The sequence below is a fragment of the Laspinema sp. D2d genome (genome assembly GCF_025370755.1).
In the GTDB taxonomy this organism is placed as follows: domain Bacteria; phylum Cyanobacteriota; class Cyanobacteriia; order Cyanobacteriales; family Laspinemataceae; genus Laspinema.
On sequence record NZ_JAMXFC010000020.1, the window covers coordinates 43,504 to 62,249 of the forward strand.

At 45.5% G+C, this 18,746-nt stretch carries 11 protein-coding genes, 1 pseudogene and 1 CRISPR repeat array; of the genes and pseudogenes, 3 read left to right on the forward strand and 9 right to left on the reverse strand.

The window, feature by feature from the left end; all coding sequences use genetic code 11:
* The first annotated feature begins 218 nt into the window (after window positions 1-218).
* Window positions 219-967: a CRISPR direct-repeat array (repeat unit 37 nt; unit sequence GTTTCAACACCACTCCCGCGTTGGGGTGGGTTGAAAG).
* Window positions 968-1,256: 289 nt separating this feature from the next.
* Window positions 1,257-3,296 (forward strand): NACHT domain-containing protein, encoded by a 2,040-nt coding sequence (locus NG796_RS14665; protein ID WP_261207584.1) that lies wholly within the window; start codon window positions 1,257-1,259, stop codon window positions 3,294-3,296.
* A gap of 319 nt (window positions 3,297-3,615) precedes the next feature.
* The gene (locus tag NG796_RS14670) at window positions 3,616-4,017 is read left to right on the forward strand and encodes a fasciclin domain-containing protein (protein ID WP_261207585.1); all 402 of its coding nucleotides are present in this window, start codon (window positions 3,616-3,618) and stop codon (window positions 4,015-4,017) included.
* Between the two features lie 38 nt (window positions 4,018-4,055).
* Here the strand turns inward: NG796_RS14670 and NG796_RS14675 are convergent, their stop codons facing one another.
* From NG796_RS14675 to NG796_RS14690, 4 genes are all read right to left on the reverse strand, one after another.
* On the reverse strand, window positions 4,056-5,351 hold the full coding sequence (locus NG796_RS14675) for a CO2 hydration protein (protein WP_261207586.1): 1,296 nt from the start codon (window positions 5,349-5,351) through the stop codon (window positions 4,056-4,058).
* A gap of 159 nt (window positions 5,352-5,510) precedes the next feature.
* Window positions 5,511-7,019: an NADH-quinone oxidoreductase subunit M gene (locus NG796_RS14680; RefSeq protein ID WP_261207587.1), complete on the reverse strand. Its 1,509-nt coding sequence runs from the start codon at window positions 7,017-7,019 to the stop codon at window positions 5,511-5,513.
* A 63-nt stretch (window positions 7,020-7,082) separates the two neighbouring features.
* The gene (locus tag NG796_RS14685; protein WP_261207588.1) at window positions 7,083-7,808 is read right to left on the reverse strand and encodes a carbonic anhydrase; all 726 of its coding nucleotides are present in this window, start codon (window positions 7,806-7,808) and stop codon (window positions 7,083-7,085) included.
* 158 nt (window positions 7,809-7,966) lie between these two features.
* Complete coding sequence (locus NG796_RS14690) at window positions 7,967-9,826, reverse strand: NAD(P)H-quinone oxidoreductase subunit F (RefSeq protein WP_261207589.1); 1,860 nt, start codon at window positions 9,824-9,826, stop codon at window positions 7,967-7,969.
* A gap of 950 nt (window positions 9,827-10,776) precedes the next feature.
* Here NG796_RS14690 and NG796_RS14695 point away from each other — a divergent pair.
* Window positions 10,777-11,829, forward strand: coding sequence for an NAD(P)-dependent alcohol dehydrogenase (locus NG796_RS14695; protein WP_261207590.1), 1,053 nt, complete (start codon window positions 10,777-10,779; stop codon window positions 11,827-11,829).
* 195 nt (window positions 11,830-12,024) lie between these two features.
* On the opposite strand, the gene NG796_RS14700 is transcribed toward NG796_RS14695, so the two are convergent.
* The 5 genes and pseudogenes from NG796_RS14700 to NG796_RS14720 form a co-directional block, all read right to left on the reverse strand.
* The gene (locus tag NG796_RS14700; protein WP_261207591.1) at window positions 12,025-12,873 is read right to left on the reverse strand and encodes a nitrate ABC transporter ATP-binding protein; all 849 of its coding nucleotides are present in this window, start codon (window positions 12,871-12,873) and stop codon (window positions 12,025-12,027) included.
* A 90-nt stretch (window positions 12,874-12,963) separates the two neighbouring features.
* Entirely contained in the window at window positions 12,964-14,970 is a 2,007-nt protein-coding gene (locus tag NG796_RS14705; protein ID WP_261207592.1) for a nitrate ABC transporter ATP-binding protein, read from the reverse strand.
* A gap of 93 nt (window positions 14,971-15,063) precedes the next feature.
* Window positions 15,064-15,900, reverse strand: a complete 837-nt coding sequence (gene ntrB, locus NG796_RS14710; RefSeq protein ID WP_261207593.1) for a nitrate ABC transporter permease — start codon at window positions 15,898-15,900, stop codon at window positions 15,064-15,066.
* A 159-nt stretch (window positions 15,901-16,059) separates the two neighbouring features.
* The gene (locus tag NG796_RS14715; protein ID WP_261207594.1) at window positions 16,060-17,409 is read right to left on the reverse strand and encodes a CmpA/NrtA family ABC transporter substrate-binding protein; all 1,350 of its coding nucleotides are present in this window, start codon (window positions 17,407-17,409) and stop codon (window positions 16,060-16,062) included.
* A 675-nt stretch (window positions 17,410-18,084) separates the two neighbouring features.
* Window positions 18,085-18,621: pseudogene (locus NG796_RS14720) on the reverse strand (filamentous hemagglutinin N-terminal domain-containing protein); the annotation flags it as partial.
* Window positions 18,622-18,746: the final 125 nt, after the last annotated feature.

Sequence of the window (18,746 nt, forward strand, 5' to 3'; positions counted from 1 at the left end):
CTCGGGGGAACCCATCTTTACATTTTTTTTGGCAAGGCAAAGCACGGGCAAAATCCCCAAACCTCCTGCCAAAATCCGGAATCCCTTGTCGCGTATAGGTTTAGCCGTTTGACAGGCCAACAAATACTTGCTCTTGTAGTGACAATGTTGCTACATTTTTCGGGGTTTGCCAAAACTGCTTGTGGAAACCCCAGTAGACAAGGGTTTCAGCGGGCGCGGTTTCAACACCACTCCCGCGTTGGGGTGGGTTGAAAGAAAATATTTTACAGAGGTGGAGCGATCTCACTCGCAGTTTCAACACCACTCCCGCGTTGGGGTGGGTTGAAAGGAATTGGTCCGCTCCAAGGAGGTCAAAAATATTGTGTTTCAACACCACTCCCGCGTTGGGGTGGGTTGAAAGGGAGGGCTGGCCTGACCAAGCTGGAACACACATTGAGAGTTTCAACACCACTCCCGCGTTGGGGTGGGTTGAAAGGTGTAGTTGTATGATGTGTGGCAAACAACCGTAGCAGGGTTTCAACACCACTCCCGCGTTGGGGTGGGTTGAAAGCGTGTCCAATACGGAATCCCTAAAAAGTCCGCCTTTCGGTTTCAACACCACTCCCGCGTTGGGGTGGGTTGAAAGGATTGTCTGAGCTAGAACTCCCGTTCGCAAAGTGTGTTTCAACACCACTCCCGCGTTGGGGTGGGTTGAAAGACTCCAGCCACTTGGAAGGCGAACACGACCCCATTGAAGTTTCAACACCACTCCCGCGTTGGGGTGGGTTGAAAGTTAGGAGATTTGTTCGCTACTAATCGCGGATTAAGGTGGGTTGAAAGATCGATTCTCAATTTACCCTCTTATCGTCCACTCAGTGTTTCAACACCACTCCCGTGTTGGGATGGGTTGAAAGATAGCCACATAAATAGCCTCCTCATAACTTCTGGCAGGTTTCAACATCACTTCTGGGTTGGAGTGCCTTGAAAGTGGGGGACAGAATTACTGACGGTGTAGAATAAGAATCGCTTGAAAGAAAGTATAGCGTTAGCCTTCCCATGAGAGAACTCGATCAATGGCTCGGCGACATTAATTTGTTAACGATTGGTTTTGAGGCTCGATGACATCAATTTGTTAAACTCGGCCTTCGACGACACTAATTTGTTAACAGCGACAAATAATGTGTTAAATGACAGTAGCGATCGCCTTGCTTCGGGGGGACTATGGGACAAGAAGAGGGTAAATTGAGAATCGATAACCTGCAAGAGAGGCATCTACCATGCCAAAAATTAGTCCGGCGTTCATTTTGATTTTGACTGTATTGGTGAATGGGTTTTTCTGTATGGCGATCGCCATTACGGCGGCGTCCCCAACGAGTCTGGGCATTTTGCTGGGGGTTTTAACCCTGGGATGTGGACTGTTGTGTGCCTTAACCTGTTGGTTACCCGGCGGCAGGGTGGAACGGGGTTTTTGGCTGTTTGGGGTTCTGCCTCTGATTGCGGCAGTGTCGGTGTACTTCCTGTTCGTCAGTGAGTCCCTTAATCCCGCTTTTCAGGGAAATTTAAGTGCTGCATCGGTGTTGTTGTGGGCGTTGGGCACGGGATTGCCGACGGTGTTGAGTATAGTGCAGCGGTGGCAGGGCTGGCAATCCTCGGAAATTGCAGGGCGATCGGGGTTACTGGCAGCGGTGGAAAGTGAAGCGATCGCCCGACAGCAGCAGTCGTTACAGTACGCGGTACACCGCTATTTGGTGCGCGAACCCCTCACAGAGGATATCCCCCGGTTGTGGGATGTAGAGATAAAAATTGGCAAGCATCCCAGACGGAAACTGGCACCGGAACAACGGATTCTGGAAGGGTTACAGGTGGCAGCACCCCCTCCAACAGGGGTAGAGGCATTGAATGCGTTGGCAGTGCGTGCGGACCCGGAAACGGGTACTCTGGAAGGGGGAGCGATCGCCGGAATTGTATTGATTCTCGGTGCACCGGGTTCGGGGAAAACTAGCACTTTGTTAGAATTAGCCCAAGAGTTATGCGATCGCGCCCGACATAATGAGCTGGAATCTATGCCGGTTATCCTCGATTTAGCACATTGGCTGGATCAGACCCCGTTTCTAACCTGGATTGAGGAAGAAGTTTGTCATAAGTATAACGTTAAGGGGAAGTTGGTTCGAGAATTGTTGGCCGACGATCGCTTGTTACCGCTCCTGGATGGACTAGACGAACTGGAGGGCGATCGGCAGGAACAGTGTTTAAAAGAAATTTCCCAATCCAAACGCCAAAATGGACAGGCGCTGCCCGTGGTACTCTGTACCCGGATGGATACTTACCAACAGCGCGAAACTCGTCTACGCTTGTATGCGGCAGTTGGAGTGCAACCGTTGACGATGAATCAGATTGAGAGATATCTGCTTGCCTCTCGGAGTCGGGAACTTTGGGAAAATCTCCAAACTGACCCCACCTTATTCCGATTAGCCCGAACTCCTTTATTCTTAAATCTGATGACTGTTGCCTATGAGGAAATTTTAATTCATTCCTGGAAACGGTTAAAGACGCGAGACGAACGTCAGCGCTATGTGTTTAATGCCTATATTCGGCGGCAACTGTCTCGGGAAATGGAAAAACCAATTTATACCCGCAAAACCGAACCCACGGCGGAACAAACCAAACTCTGGTTACGCTGGCTGGCAGGGGTCATGGATGAGGGGAATCAACGAATATTTTCCCCGGAATCTCTTCCTACCTTACGGTTGCAACCCACCCGAGAACAGCTACAGTATCCCCTCGCTTTGTTATGGCTATTTATTCTGGTATATGCTGGATTATTTGCCTTGATTTATGGATGGGAAGTGGGAGGAATTTATGGAATATTTTTTGCAATTATTGCCTTAAGCTGTGGGGGAATTATTGTTTTAAAAGCGCCGGATATTGAACTGGACACCACCACCCCTCGTATCCTGTGGCAGTCGGCGATCGCCTCGGTGAGTTGTTGCCTCCTGGGTTTCTTAAGTTTTCAATTCATTGGGGCAATTTTATCCGCTATCACCCCTACCGGAGGGTGGATAATGTATCTGCTTTCGGTGTTGTTTTTCATGGGTTCAACCGCCCCTATTTTAGGCTTAGTTTGTGGACTAATTACCGCCACTCCCTGGATGAAACACTTGATTGTACACCTCATTTTGTGGCGCAAAGGGGATATTCCCTGGAATTATAGCCGGTTTTTGGAATATGTCAGTCAACGGTTATTTTTACAGCGCGTTGGAGGGCAGCAGTATCGATTCCTTCATGAGTTATTACGCGATCGCCTGGGTGAGAGTTAGAACCCGTTGTTTCTGCTGTCTGCAAATGCTCGTCTGTCCTCTATTGAGGGCGATCGCTGCCTATATTTCCCAACTGTCATGCAAATGACATCCGGCTGTCATCTCGACTCCATACCCCCTCGTTAGAGTAGTTCTTAGCTATTGAAGAACCCTCGCTGTTTTCCGGTAGCTCCTGCACTCCTAAATTCCTCTCAGTCCCCACTGAGAGTTTTTTTTTGCTTGTAACTCCCCTTGCCTTAACTTTTCCATTCTTTCCCTACAATTTCACCGTTTATCATACAATTAACTTAAAGCATTTTGTACAAAACCAGGTGGATTTATGCCCGATATTGTGGATATTGCTGTGAGCAATGACTCCTTTAAAACTCTTGTCGCTGCGGTGCAGGCGGCGAATTTAGTTGAAACCTTAAAAAGTCCCGGTCCCTTCACCGTTTTTGCGCCCACGGATGCCGCCTTTGCCAAATTACCCCCGGGAACCATTCAAACCCTCTTACAAAATATTCCTCAATTAGCCCGAATTTTAACCTATCATGTCGTTTCGGGTAAATTGATGCAAGCGGATTTAGCCCAATTAAAATCCGTTACTTCCGTGGAAGGGTCCCCCATTTCTATCAATTGTTCCAGTGGATTTGAAGTCAAAAATGCCACGGTTGTTGCGGCGGATATAGAAGCCGATAATGGAGTCATTCATGTGATTGATACGGTGATTTTAATGGGATAAAATCCAGGGTGCGTCATGGGTTGACGCACCCGATACCCTTATCGATAATCCTGATTTTGGATATCCCGCAACCGGGCTTCCGGACGTTTAAATCGATCTAACTGGCTTTCAAAAAACTGACGATTTGCCATCAAATGCTTGGGATTGGGATCATCTAAGGGATAGAGTAAAGCCGTCCGTAACGCTTGAATGACAGCGGAAGTGACACAATACATCGATCGCTGGAAACTAATTCCCAACTGAATCAACATATCATCCTCACCCCGGCAATATTGGCGATAATAATCGACCAAATAAGGGGGGAGGAAATGGAGCATATCCTGCATTAATAATGTGGGGGGAATGCCAGCAGTTCCCACGGGAAAAACATCAGCATATAAAATGCCATAATGAAAGTCTTTTTGCTCATCCGGGACTTGTTTAGCTTGGGCGTTATAAGATTTAGTACCTCGGAATGGTGCAGTGCGATAAAAAACGGCTTCCACATAGGGTAAGGCGGCTTCATATAACCAGGTAAAGCCTTTAGATTTGGGGATAATTTCGTAAACTTCGCCGCGAATATGAACGTGATGGTAAATGGGACGTCCAGCGATCGCAAAGATGCCATTAACCAGGAAATTCATAGCTTCTGGAACGCTGGTGAGCTTGCCTTCATCATACAGATCGGACATTTCAAAAAAGACTGGGGCCATCACTTCCCAGAACAATCCCAAATTACTATAATACGAGAGTTGTCTCACCTGTTCTAAAAACATTTCGGGAAACAGTTTATAGAGTCCCAACATGACGGGATTGCCTTTAAAATAGGCTTTAATCGCGACATCTGCATTAGCTTTGTACTCATCACTATCCAGATAGGCATCAAATTTACCCCACCCCATATCTCTGCCATGCCACAACATGGCTCGCATACAGGCTTCAGCGAACTCCATGTTAACGCGATCATGAAACCAATGATGGAATAGCCGGGGAAGTTTCTGATTTAATTCCCCTTTTTCAATAAAGGCTAAAAGTTCCGGGTGTGCTGTTGCCTCTCCCCGCCAGATTCGCAAGTCGGCATCATCTCCGGCATAGTGATTATGCAGTTCTAAATACTCTTTCGGGAGGAAGTATTTGAAAAAGTTAAAGGGTTCTAAAAAGACTTCTTGGGCAATATAAAGCAAATCCCGCCAGTAGAAGTCCATTGGTACGGCATAGGCTTTATAAATGCCGATAATTTGCTTCAAATTTTCTGGATTGTCCGGCAACATTGCGCCACCGGCTTCTAACCGATGAATAATATCGGCAAATTCATGGGTAGAGGGGGGAAGTTGTGTTGAAGTTGCAGTTGTCATAGTTTAGATGTTTTCTGGGATAACAATCAAAAAAAGGCAATTAAGACGGATTTTTCAATGCGTTATAGGGAGTTAAAATCAGGATAACCCGAGAATTCAGGAGGGGGAGGGTCTCACTCCTTGGCTCCCACTCCTATATCCGGAATTTCTCCATTGATTTTAGGGTTTTAAAGTGTTCAATTCTTGAGCAATTGGCCCTGAATTAGAGGAGTTAATATGGGCTACCATTGCAGTAGTTGTCGGTTCGCTCCACCGGACTAACCAAGCCGGTTGAATGCCTAAAATGAAAATAGTTACAGCCAAGATTAATGCCGGAACTCGTTCAGCAAACAACACTTTAGGATAATAAGCCAATTGATTATCCAACTTTCCAAAACAGGTGCGATTGATTAAAATGGCGAAATAAACAGCGGTTAAACCCGAGGCAATAATACAAAGCAAAGTCTGCACAGGGAAGACTGAAAAACTGCCTTGAAAAACCATGAATTCAGCAATAAATCCGACTAATCCTGGAATTCCCGCACTTGCCATTCCCCCTAAAATTAGTAAGGCACTGGTGAGCGGTAATCCCCGGTTGGGATTCATTAATCCATTTAAAACATCCAGTTCGCGAGTGCCGACTTTCTGCTCAATGATGCCAACAATATAAAAGAGAATGGCGAGGATTAATCCATGACTCACCATTTGGGCGACTGCACCGAGTAAGCTCAGGGGAGTTCCGGCGGCGGCAGCTACTAAAATATAGCCCATGTGTCCGATAGAACTGTAGGCAACCATGCGTTTGATATCTTTTTGAGCGATCGCACTAAAGGCACCATACATGACGCTCACCACCCCAATAATCGCCAACCCAGGACCTACAATTGCCCAAGTTTCTGGGAACAGTTGTAACCCAAATCGGATTAACCCATAAGCCCCTAATTTAGCCAGAATTCCCCCCAGGAGAATGGCAACAGCCGGGGACGCTTCCACATAAGCATCAGGTAACCAAGTATGCAAGGGAACCAAGGGAATCTTAATCCCAAATCCGATTAACAGAATCGTGAGTAAAATCAGTTGGGAGGTTAAGGATAAATTTTCTGTAGAAATCGAGCCGATATCAAAGCTGCTCGAACCGCTTAACCAAGCCATTCCCAAAAAACCGGCTAAGATTAAAATCCCCGACAATGCGGTATAAATTAGAAATTTCATCGCGGCATAACCGCGTTTTTGACCGCCCCAAATCCCAATTAAGAGGTAAAGCGGAATGAGTTCTAATTCATAAAATAGCACAAATAATAACAAGTTTTGTGCGACAAAGGCCCCGGTAATTCCAGCATTCACGAGGAAAATCATGGGATAATATAACCGAGGACGTTCCACCGTTTCACCTCGCCCATAAATGGCAATGCAATTGAGAAATGCACTTAAGGCAAGCAGGGGAAAAGATAACCCATCAATGCCTAATTTATAGCTGAGTCCTAACTGGGGAATCCAAGGTAAATATTCTTGAAATTGCATTCCTGGGGAGACTAAATCAAACTGGGTGGCGATCGCCACTGTCCAAGCCAGAATCCCCAAGGCGACGGCTAGGGCAATATTTCGCAATTGCGTAGGTGACCCCTTGGACGGCCAAAATCCAATGAGTGCTGCACCGAAAAGGGGCAATCCAATTAATAGACTCAGCATGGCGTTATCCTTTCTAGCTCCTCAAACATGAATGAACAATGGAAGCACCGAGGCGGGTGGAGTTTAATTCACTAACTCAACTTTTCCCGTATCCAAATCGTAGTAACCGCCGACTACTTTTAATTTTCCTTGGGCGATTAAATCAGAAATCACGGGAGATTTTTTCAACTCATTAACTTGCCAAGAAACATTAGCTTTGACCGCATTTGCTAAGGGGTCACCATTTTGTTCTTGAATCGTTGCCAGTGCCGGTGCGATCGCGGCCACTAATCGGCCAATTTGACCGGGAAATTCACCCCCTTTCAGGGCCGCTGCGACCGCACCACAGCGTTCATGTCCCAATATCATGACTACCTTGCAACCCAAAACAGCGGTCCCAAATTCCAAACTCCCAGTTTCCTCGGGACTCACCAAATTTCCCGCTTGGCGGACCACAAATAAATCCCCAAATCCCTGATCAAAAATAATCTCAACCGGGACTCGTGAATCTGCACAACTTAAAAGTGATGCAAAGGGAGCTTGATGTTCTGCGATTTCTGCCATTCGGTCAAAACTTTGGTGAGGATTGACGCGTTTTTCGGTAACAAACCGTTGATTGCCTTCAATTAACAGAGTTAAGGCATCATCGGGGGATAAGTTGTTAGGAACCTCCGGGGCTTCATTCGCCAGTATTTTAGAGGAAGAACCCGAGGAGAGGGTCGCTGTAACGGCGCTAGTCCCCAGGACTGCTGCCCCAAATTTGAGTAAATTGCGCCGGGAAATTTGAGTAGAGTTGATCACTTTTTCCATGAATTTGTTCGGTTGAGTTGGCACCCGCTCAAGCTGACAGGTGTAAAGGGGTGGATAGACTAGAAATTATGAGGCGATGCCCTTGCTTAAAGTTCAAAAACTCAGGGTTAAGCCTCATCCTTCTAAGAAACTTTGGACATCCTATTGTACCAAACAGGTTAATTGAAAATTAAGAAAATTTTCGACAAAGACGGCCAAGCGAGCAACATCCCTAATACCGCAATCCCAAACAGAATCGTTAAGGCATAAAATTGGGTTTGTCCCGAAACATTGTACTTTAATCCCTGGCCGCTAAACAGGGTAAATAACCCTACTAAATTAACCAATCCATCCACAATATAGCGGTCAAACCAAAATACCATCTGGGAAACTAACCCTACGGCAAATACAATGGTCAGTTTGTACAACTTGGCGGTATAAAAATCATACGCAAAAAAGTCTTGGACGGATTGAGGACCAAATTTTACGGGTTTGGAAATGCGATCGCTCAGATAAATAAAGGTAGCCAATCCACCCCCAACTATGGTCGATCCAATCAAAGCACCCGCCACGGGAACATTCAGGTTCGCCCAATCCGGTAGCAGATTCCATTCCATCAAAATTAAGGGAATATGCAAAGTCACCCCCATTAAAATGATCATGGGGATAATCATCGGCCAATGCACTTCCGGCGATCGCACCGTCATCGGTTTTGGCTGGCCCGCAAAAATTAATCCGAACTCCCGCATCACACTAAATGCCGTTAATCCATTCACCACCACCAACACGCCCACCAACTCCGGATGCGCTTGCCACAGATTCTGGGCCATTGTGAGCAAGGACCAGAATCCGCCAAAGGGAGGGAGTGCAACTAAACCCGCCACTCCCACAAGAAATGCCAGCCCAGAAATGGGACGCCGAGACCACAGTCCCCCATACTGCGTGAGGTCTTGGGTAATCGTATTCCAGATAAGTCCCCCCGTACAGGTAACGAGAAGTGCCATCGCCACCGCGTGAGAGAGGAGCAACATGAGAGCCGTTTGAGTCTCACCTGTACCCACGGCGATAAACACCAAACCCATGTAGGCACTCACAGAGTAAGAGAGCGATCGCTTGATATCAATTTGAGCAATGGCGATCGCAGAAGCCCCGACTGCTGTCACCGCCCCAATATAAATCGCCGTCGTCGTGGCAATCTCTGACAACGCCAACACCGGCTGTAATTTAATCAACACCCAGGCCCCAGTCGCCACCACCACGGAATTCCGCAAAATCGTACTGGGAACCGGCCCCTCCATCGCCTCATCCAACCACAGATGCAAGGGAAACTGTGCACATTTCCCCAACGGTCCCGCCAGTAACGCTAACCCTAACAACGTAGCAACTTTAGGATCTAAATCCGCAGTTTGCGCCCATTGTGCTAATTCATCAAAATTCCAGGTTCCTGCTAAGGGTAATAAAGCAACTACCCCCATGAGCATGATTAAATCTCCCACCCGTTTTGTTAAAAAAGCATCTCTTGCACCCGTCACGACCAACGGTTGAGAGAACCACAATCCTACTAATAAATAAGTGCCCAGGGTGAGGACTTCTAAAATGACATAGCTGAAAAATAAAGAATTGCACAAGATCAGGGCGCAAATTCCCGCTTCAAATACGCCCAACATGGCATAGAAGCGCCCCCAACCCCAGTCCATTTCCATATATCCCACGGCAAAAATTTGCGCCAGCAAATTCAATCCCGTGACTAATGCCATTGCACCCACGGTCAATGCGGATATTTTTAAATCTACCGTTAGGGTTAACCCTGCCGCATCCAACCAAGTCCAAGATAGCTGTTGCGCCGGTTGATTCCAGGTTGCCGGTAACGCAAACAAACTATGAACAAAAGCTAAAAATGTCAGGACTAAATTAATATAGCCCGAGGGTCTAGGTCCAGTTTTTCGGATCGTTCCCGGGGACCAAGCGCCCGCCAGGAGTCCCCCAAGTAAAGCATATCCAGGCACTAACCAAACGGTTGTCAAAAGTAAATCAGCCATCCGCATTTCCTAATATGAGCTCTAAAGGACCAGTCTGCCCTTGATGCTTCCCTCATAAATTTCAGGACTGCACTCCGGCAAGGCTGGAACAGATTTATCTTTTCTTAATCTTCTTGGAAGTAGAGTATCCTTATTCCGTCCCAAAAGGAAGATACTCCTCCACAACAATTAATAATTTGTTCTGTAATTTCTGCTTATAACCTTATCTACACAAGGTTTTGGGGGCTTTGATAGGCTAACCCCGAGAACTATTGATTTTAATAAGGGATATCATTGATTTTACTCTATGGTTAGGGTGAATTACCCCATTAATAGGCTCAACCTCCCCAGGTTCCACCTCAACTCTGAGCTTAAATTAAAATTTTGGTCGGCCTGAATAAGTAATGATACTCATCAACCGTCCCGAATTAAACTCGCCCCAATCTATATAGTGAACTTACCTTAATTTGACAATGGATCCCAGCCTGATAGTCTTGTAGGGCGTCAAGTCTGGGGCGTAGCTTCCCTTAAAGCGCAGCCTGTGAGGGTTCCCTTTACATCGGGCTCGCTTTCTTTCTGTCCAATTTATTTAAACTCGCTACGGAGGAAAGCAAACTCTTAAATTAGTTTGACAAGACTTGCCAAACATCAGTTAAGAAACCCAAAATAGTTTAAACCTAAAAAATCTATTTTCCTGGCTCATTCTCAATTCTTCTGCCCTACAATTGAAAGATTAAGTAATTTTGGGAAACCCCAAGGCGGTAAACCGAGCGATATGGCCTCGCCGCTAACCTTACTTTTAAAAAATCCCCTCCCACTGATAGAGCGACGGATCAGGGTTGAATCTTTACAATTGGGAGAGTAAATCAAGTCGCATCAAGTGGAGAAATCAAAAAAATAGGCATCAACAGCAGGGATTGACAGACGAACATGACCCGTTGCTAACCGTAAACCATCAAGAGCATCAACTTATGTACAAAACAAAAGCGTATTCCGCTGCCAGTGAGACATCAGGACTGGCCGCCGACACGATCGCCCGCCGGGATCCCACCGACCATGACGTAAAAATCGAAATCCTGTATTGCGGCATCTGCCACTCCGACCTCCATTCCGTGCGCAACGAATGGAGCCACATGGTGCCTACCGTCTATCCTATTGTCCCCGGTCATGAGATTGTAGGTCGGGTTACCCAAGTGGGATCCGCCGTGACGAAGTACAAGACGGGTGACCTCGCTGCGATCGGCTGTATGGTCGAATCCGACGGGACTTGCCCCAATTGCCAAGCGGGTTTTGAGCAGTTCTGCCCGAACCTCACCCTAACGTTCAACTCCACGGACAAATACCTCGGAGGGGTGACTTATGGGGGCTACTCCGATAGCATCGTCGTCAATGAGCGTTTCGTTTTGCGGGTTCCTTCCAACCTGGAACTCTCAGGAGTCGCACCGCTGCTGTGTGCCGGAATCACGACCTACTCACCGCTGAGGCACTGGGGCGTCACCAAAGGTAAGAAAGTTGGCGTGGTCGGTCTCGGGGGCCTCGGTCACATGGGCGTGAAGTTCGCCCATGCCTTCGGGGCACAGGTTGTTGTCTTCACCACCTCCCCTGACAAGACAGAAGATGCCCTCCGCCTCGGTGCCGATGAAGTGGTAATCTCCCGCAACGCAGATGAAATGCAGAAACAGGCGGGTAGCTTTGATTTTATCCTGGATACTGTCTCCGCCCAGCACGACATTAACGCCTATCTCAATCTACTCCGCCTCGACGGTAATATAACCTTAGTCGGTGCACCCTCGAATCCTCTGGAAGTCTCCGCATTCAGCCTGATTATGGGCCGCCGCAGTCTCTCCGGCTCAAATATTGGGGGCATTGCCGAAACCCAGGAAATGCTCGATTTTTGCGGGGAAAATAACATCACCGCTGATGTGGAAGTCATCCCGATTCAAAAGGTGAATGAAGCTTATGAGCGACTACTCAAGTCTGATGTGAAGTACCGCTTTTGTATCGATATGGCATCACTTAAATAGACCGCTGGCAACATCCTGGATTCATCCCTTCGCAAGGGGGAAGCTGATGGACTGGAGAGTGCTGTGCATCTTTCTGACTCACAAGCGAGTAAGATGCACAGCATGGAGGTATAGCTAAATGTTGTGTGGCCCAGACTGTCCCAAGGATAGGAAGCACCACGCAGAGATAGACAATTTTATATCACCGCTTTATGGTTAATCCTTGGTGTCATCGTGGGCAAAACGGTTATAAAGGAAGTCCAAGGCGTAGTTACGCAAATCGTAATATAAGGGATCTTCCATAATGCGCTCGCGATCGCGAGGACGGGGGAAAGGAATTTCCATGATTTCCCCTACTTTTGCTTCGGGGCCATTGGTCATCATCACCAATTTATCCGCCAAGAATAATGCCTCATCAATATCGTGAGTAATCATTAACACCGTACAGCGATGATCGTTCCAAATTTTTAAGAGTTCCTCTTGTAATTCCTCCTTGGTAATGGCATCCAAAGCTCCAAAAGGTTCATCTAAAATCAGCACTTTTGGACGAATGGCTAACGCCCGGGCAATGGAAACCCGTTGACGCATCCCCCCGGAAATTTGCTTGGGTTTTTTATCTGCCGCTTCGGTTAAACCGACCATCGCTAAATGATCTCTGACGATCGCCTCTTTTTCCAGTTTGGACTTATTGGGATAAACCTCGTTAACACCCAGATAGACATTTTCAAACGCCGTTAACCAAGGCAAGAGGGCATAGTTTTGGAAAACCACCATGCGATCGGGTCCGGGTTTAGTGACAGGTTCTCCACCTACCGTCACCGAACCCGTAGAGGGGGTATTAAACCCAGACACCATATTTAACAAGGTAGATTTTCCACAACCGGAATGACCGATCACACAGATAAATTCGCCCCGATTAATGGTTAAATTGACATCTTTTAAAACCGTATAAGGACCTCGCGGGGTTTTATAGGTTTTAGAAACATTGTTAAAAACAACAAAAGGCTTTTTACCGGATGGATTGACTTGATTGGCTTGAATTTTTTTGTAGACGACTTGTGGCATGGCTAATTTCTCCTATTTTAAGAATCAGTCATTGAGAGATATAGATCAGCAGACCCTCATGAAACTTGCCCATGAGAGAGTTACCTACTATCAAGCTGAAAGCGGATCTCTTTCTCGGGTATCGAGAATAATTTCGGCCATCGTAATATTCCGTTTTATTTTTAATTGGTTCAGATACTCAATGGGGTTTTCATCATTGAATCTTACTCTATCAAAAAGATTAATTCCCGTGCGTTTGTACTGAACATCAATTCCTAACTCACGCGCCGCCGTACTAAATACATTCACGCGACAAACTCGCTCTAAAATTTCCACCCAATTACGAGGGAAAGGAATATCCCCCCAACGAGCCATTTGAGTCATCATCCACAGATGTTCTGTCCGAATTGGACGGTTAATTCCTTCCCCAAAAAATTCGTGATGAGCATATTCTCGCATCGGATGATCCAAACTACAACTCATTTCATTAGGAGAGCCTAAATGAATGTAGTCTATATCCGTACTTAAATATTTGCGAGTGGCTAACAATTTGCGAATTTCCAGATGGTTATCTTCATCCGCACAATAAGCACAAGCTTCTAATAAAGCTTTGACCAAAGCAATGTGAGTATTGGGATATTTATTTGCCCAATCTTCTCGGACTCCTAAAACTTTACCCGGGTGTCCTTGCCAAATTTCTAAATCAGTGGCTACCGTAAAGCCCACTCCTTCCATTGCGGCCCGGAAATTCCAAGGTTCTCCGACACAATATCCATCAATGGTATTCGCTTTTAAATCAACCACCATTTGCGCCGGGGGAATGGTTTTTAATTCCACGTCTTTATCTGGATCAATTCCTCCAGCAGCCAGCCAATATCTTAGTAAAATATTGTGCATTGAAGAGGGATGAACCATGCCCAAGCGATGTTTCTCATCGCTACTTTTCAGAATGGCTTCTTTTAAATCTTTGGCCGTCTGAATCCCTTGATTGTAGAATTTTTTAGCCAAAGTGATGCCATTGCCATTGCGAGTCATGGTCAAAGCGGTTACGACGGGTAAGGGAATATCTTTATTACCCGCATTGGTGAACCACATCGGCATTCCGGCAGGCATTTGCGCTGCATCTAAATAGTTTTCGGCAATGCCATCAACAATGCCACGCCAACTGGTTTCTCGGACTAAATTAACTTCCTCTAATCCATGTTTGACAAAGAAACCTTTTTCTTGGGCAACCATGAGAGGAGCGGAAGCGGTGAGGGGGACAAAACCAATCTCTAGGTTGATTTTTTCTAAGCCATGACGTGAAATTACATCAACTTTTCGGGCGCGTAGTTTTTTGACTCGTTTTTGTTGATTTAAGAAGTAAATAATTTCACTTCTTAAAATATAATAACTGGGGTGATTGACCACTTCCATGCGTTTTCGAGGACGGGGAATATCCACTTCTAAAATGCCCCCAATTTTGGACCCTGGCCCGTTGGTTAACATGACAATGCGATCGGACAGTAATACCGCTTCATCCACATCGTGAGTCACCATCACCGATGTCACCTGATATTCTTCACAAATTCGCATCAATTGTTCCTGGAGATTGCCCCGAGTTAAGGCATCTAATGCCCCAAAAGGCTCATCTAATAGTAACAATTTGGGACGAATGGCTAGGGCACGGGCGATCGCAACGCGTTGTTTCATCCCACCGGATAATTCTTTGGGTAATTTATCTACTGCATGACGTAACCCCACTAAATCAATGTGGTCTTCAATAATTTGCTTTCTTTCGCCTTCAGGCAATCCGGCCATCACTTCATTGACAGCAAGACCAATATTTTGACGCACGGTTAACCAAGGCAAAAGGGAATAGTTTTGGAACACCACCATGCGATCGGGTCCGGGTTTTTGAATCCGTTGTCCTTCCAGGGCCACCACTCCATCACTGGGTAAATCTAATCCTGCAATCATATTTAACAGGGTTGACTTCCCACAACCAGAGTGACCAATTAAAGAGATGAATTCACCTTTTTTAATCTGTAAATTGATACCTTTGAGCGCAATGTATTCACCCCCATTGCTTAACTCAAACACCTTATCAATTTGGTCCACTGCCACAAAAACGCTCATAATTTATTCCCTCATTAATTTTTTTGGATTCTTGAGATGGAGTTGGGTTTGGATTTAGGTTAACCAAACCCAGGCAACAGGATGGATTCAGGATTATTCCCCGGGCGCGATCACGGTTTGTAACCATCCCATGAAGCGATCGAGCATTAAGCCCACTGCACCGATATAAACTAGAGCCAAAATAATGTCTGAAATATAGTTATTTTGGTAAGCATCCCAGATGAAGAATCCAATCCCTACAATTCCTGACATCACAATTTCAGCCGCAATAATCGCTAACCAAGCTAGACCGATCGCAATTCGTAATCCCGTAAAAATGTAAGGCAAAGCTGACGGAATCAAAATCTTGAAAAAGAACTTTTGCGGAGAAAGTTGTAAGACCTGACGAACGTTAATGTAATCCTGGGGAATTTGTTGCACTCCGACGGTCGTGTTAATTAAAATGGGCCAAACAGCGGTAATAAAAATCACAAATAAAGCCGCCGGTTGATTTTGTTGCAAAGCTGCCAGAGACAGGGGAACCCACGCCAAGGGAGGCACAGTTCGCAGGAATTGAAACAAAGGATCCAGAGCTTTATTTAAAACCGGATTCAATCCAATCAAAATCCCAGTGCCAATGCCCACAATTGCCGCAAAAGAATAGCCAATCAAAACTCGTTTTAGACTTTCCAGCGTCTGCCAGAATAATCCTTTATCCAGTCCGCCCCGGTCAAACCAAGGATACATTAAGTAAATCCGAGTTCGTTCATTGGTAATGATATTTGATGGGGGAGGCAATTTAATTAAACCCAGCATTGACACCATTTGCCAAATAATTAAAAATCCTAGAAAGCCCATTAAAGGCGGGAGAATATTGTGCGAGTTTTTATTCCAAAAATCTAGGATAGGGTTTCCGGTTCTTTGCCGCTTGCCTCTGATGATATTTGCCATGATTATGCCTCCTATTGTGTTGAATTAAACGTGAACTAAAGAAAGATTCGTATTACGGTATCAGTGCACTCTATTGATGAGTGTTCAGTGGAGACTCTCAACGATGACAACTCTCACCCTAAAATTTGAAAGCCGATCGCTGAGATCTCAATGCTTGTCTTAAATTCTCTTAATGGACAGACTATCTAAATAAGCCTGGGGATTAGCCGGATCAAAAACCTTACCATCAAAAAATCTTTCAACCCCTCTCGATGTGTTGGTGGGAATATCTGATTCGGATATTCCCGCTTCTCGGGCGGCTTCTTTCCAAATATCTTCTCGATTGACTTGATCGATTAATTGTTTAGCATTGGTTAACGTCTCCGGTGGCAAGAAACCCCAGCGAACACTTTCGGTTAAAAACCATAAATCGTGACTCTTGTAAGGATAGGAAACACTTCCTTTTTCATCCTTCCAATATAAGGTAGCTTTTGTTCGCTCGCTAATGGGTGCTAAGTTATCTCCTAATTTATAGTTTCCCGAAAAAGCACCTTCTACAACTGAGCTCGGAACATTGAAATAATTTGCAGTTGATAAAATGGAGGCCAGTTCCCCATGATTTTCAGCGCGATCGCACCATTGTTGCGCTTCCATTAATCCTTTTAATAAGGCTTTGGTTGCCTTGGGATTTTTATCGACCCAATCAGCCCGAATTGCCAAATATTCTTCGGGATGACAAGGCCAAATATCAGCGGTTAATGCTGCCAGAAAACCAATCCCATCTTTAGCAATGCGATCGGGCCACGGATCCCCGGTACTGAACCCATCCATTGTCCCAGTTTTCATGTTGGCAACGGTTTGAGCCGCCGGAACTGTAATTAAGCTCACATCATTATCTGGATCAATTCCTCCTGCTGCTAACCAATATCTCACCCAAAAATCTTGGTTCACTTTTGGGAAGGTATAGGCTAAGGTAAACGGTGTTCCCGTGCTGCTTAAACCAATAATATAGTCTCTGGCAGCGTTTAAATCTAAGCTAATATTCTTACCTTTATGAATATTAGCGATCGCAATCCCATTCCCCTGAGTATTCAGTTGAGCCAGGACATACATGGGCAATTTGACATTATTTTTAGTAATTAGTCCTTCGGAAATTAAGTAAGGCATCGGCATTTGCCACTGTCCCCCATCAATTCCACCCCCAGCCGATCCAATTTCCACATTATCTCTAGCTGCTCCCCAACTGGCTTGTTTAGAAACATCCACATTCGTCATGCCATATTTAGCAAAAAAGCCTTTTTCTTTGGCAATAACCATTGCTGCTGCTTCCACAATGGGCAGATAACCGAGTTTAATCGTATTGGTTTCTGGGGTAGTTTCTGGACTCAAACTAACGGGAGCAACCGCTGGAGTAGAACTACTACTGTTGGTCGGTTCTGGGGGATTACCTAAACACCCTTTTAGCAACACAGAACTGGCGGCACTAGCGCTTAGGGTCAATAAAAATTTACGTCGGGAAAGTTGACTCATAGTAGGTTCCTCCGATGGATAAAAACGATTGAATCAGTAAGAGAATTTGGCTTAATCAAGACGGGGAGCAAAGAAAGCTTTGATAGAAAATAAAAGAATCAACAGTACAAAGTAACCGATGAAAATGCCCTGGATTAACTGTTCCATAAAGTTTTCCTTACGTTGTTGGCATTTATCATAGAGTAAGCTTTTTGATAAGTAAAGACTTTATTTTAAATTCTTGTTATAAGTTTAAATTATGTATAATCGTTTTTGGACTTTGGGGGACAAAACTGATCCAGATACCTAAATTACTCGCTATAGGCCACTATACAAGGTATTGAAGCAAACGGATTAATTATTATATGAAGTGTGGTTAATTAACCGAAAAAACAGTTCTTCCTCTTCTCCCCACTTTGCAGGAAAGGGGGAGAAGAGGAAGAACTATTTTTTTAGGTTATACGCAATCCGTTTGTCTCAAGTCGGTTTTCTCTCTGACGCCGCGCCCGCTGGCTATAGCCCTAACGGCCCGGGCTTCGCTCAATCCGTATAGCTCCACCGTTGACGGGTGCGGGTTTTTAGGGAACTCCACAAAATAAAATTTTCTATCAGAGATCCCCCCAACCGATTGGCGTTCTTAAGGGGGGCTTGAATAATTCGGCATTACTTCTAATGCAGAAGTTTTTTTATGGAAATCCCTAAATTAACGATCGCCCCCGGTTGGGCGATATCAAAGGCAAATTGACTGAGAGTTCCCACTAAATTCGCCCAATTATTCTCGCCAACTGCATTAAACTAATCATTTCCAAATCCGATTCCCGTAGCACTCGTAGCTGTAAAGGAAGCAGGCACATTTAACGCCGCATTCGGTCCAAAGAGCATCCCCGCAGGATTCATCAGAAATAAGTTAGAATTGCCGCCAGTGACTTGAATTAAACCATTAATAATTGAGGCATTCCCCCCCGTCACTCGTCCGAGGATATTCTGAATCTCTGGGGAAGTCAGAAAATTCGCTACTTGACCCGCATCCAGACCAAATTGTTCAAAACTATGGAATAAATTGCTATTATCCGGGGATAAAGTACCGCCGGTAATATTAAACTGATTTCCCTCGGAGGTGACTTCAGTTCCAGTCCCATCAGGGGTAGGCGTAATAGATTGAGCCAGAATTGCCGGTGCATGAAAGACCGATACCACTGTCAATCCGACTAGGAAACGATTGAGTTTATTCATATTACCTCTAGGCTGGGTTCAATCGATGGAAATAATGCCAGACGATACCCCTCTAGCCGATTCTGCGGATTGCGTGCCGTATAGATACAATTAGAAATCGCCTGAAACCCAGATTTCTTATGTTA